Genomic DNA, 1,431 nt, shown 5'->3' on the forward strand with positions numbered 1-1,431 from the left:
ACACTCGCTAGAAGGCGCAAAAAAGATGTTCAGTTATTTAGAAACATCTATTGAAAAATTAAATACGGACATTGCTGTACTAGGGATTTTACCAGTAATGCTTAAAACCAATGCACTTATAGACAACGATATATTAAAAGATATTGAGAAAGATTTTGATGAAAATCTTCTGCTACCTGATTGTGTGAAACAGACAGAGCGTATAAAACAGTACGGTACTTCAGGCATAACATCCCTCCAACAAAATACGCAAGATCAGGATATACACGCTACATATATACGTATTGCGGAGGAACTATTAAGTAGAATGGAAATCATGAATGAAAAAGAAAAACAGATAAAAGGGAATGAACAAAAATTGGATACATTTCGAAATTATAAAAAAGTAGAGCTTAGCAGTTCATCTTCAATTAGAATGTCAACCGAAGTAATTGATATCTTAAGATATTTGAAAATGTCTAGAGATTGTAAAAGCATAGATGATTTAATTCGTTCGTTGTTGGACCGTGAATTAGATTATTTATCTGAAGCAGAACTACAATATTGTATAGAGAAGCTACACGCATAAATAAATTATTGACTGAAAGGGCAGCTTATTTTTTAGCTGCTCTTTCTTTATATAGAAATCTGATATCAATTATATGAGTTTGAGAAATTTAGCAAAATACGTATGCAAGTACGCGTAACGGGTTATTATGAGAGTTTACAAAAACAGAGCATACGTTCTCGTTTTGTGATATCTTTAAATATGGATAAAATTTGAATTTATAATGTCTTAAAACTAATTTATCTATAATTCAGATAAATGACGTCATTTAAGAAAGGCAAAACTTTTAGAATATATAAATGATGTTACGCAGTAAAGGAAGGAATCTAATGGATAATCAATCAAAAGAAACTATTATTAAAAACCTGCAGCAATTTATTAATTTTACACAACGCTCAAATAGTTGGTTCATTGAAAAAACAAATATTTCAAAAGAAGATTTCGAAAATCTGTTAAATGGTGAAGGAGATATTTTGAACAACATTGAAAAAATCCTGCAGCTTTATGGCATTGAGAATAAGTTCTATTTTCATCAGAAAGATTTTAAATTACCAGAACGTCCGCGTAATCGATTAATAACAGATCTTCCTTCGATTCATCGAGAAGAAGTTAAAAATGAAGAAACAGATTTTAAATTGACGATGGAAATGTTAGATGATTTTGTAAATATATTTGAACTTTTGAAGGCCAATCAAGTAAATAAAGTTAACTATAAATAAGAGTAGACAAAATCGGCTACTCGGTACGATAAATGTATCAATCAAACGAGATGCTATTTCTATGCCTACAAATAAATTAACCATTGTCTTAGTTAAACTATATCTCTTTCCAGCTGAAGCTGAAACGCTCCATTCCGCTCATGATGCAGCTGGATCAAGTTATAT

The 1,431-nt window shown here is 30.5% G+C and carries 2 protein-coding genes; both read left to right on the plus strand.

Features of this window, described 5'->3' with window-relative positions; genetic code table 11:
• Positions 1-568 (plus strand): ParA family protein (locus tag QI30_RS19955; protein ID WP_370323649.1); only part of this gene is annotated, 568 nt, incomplete at its 5' end.
• Between the two features lie 308 nt (positions 569-876).
• Complete coding sequence (locus QI30_RS19960) at positions 877-1,266, plus strand: hypothetical protein (RefSeq protein WP_126992160.1); 390 nt, start codon at positions 877-879, stop codon at positions 1,264-1,266.
• The last annotated feature ends 165 nt before the right edge of the window (positions 1,267-1,431 follow it).

It is taken from the genome of Candidatus Kurthia intestinigallinarum, assembly GCF_003991225.1.
Classification (GTDB): Bacteria; Bacillota; Bacilli; order Bacillales_A; family Planococcaceae; genus Kurthia; species Kurthia populi.

What these genes read in the sequence shown, in the direction of transcription:
- QI30_RS19960 (WP_126992160.1), top strand. Translation starts at nt 877, where the DNA reads ATGGATAATCAATCAAAAGAAACTATTATTAAAAACCTGCAGCAATTT.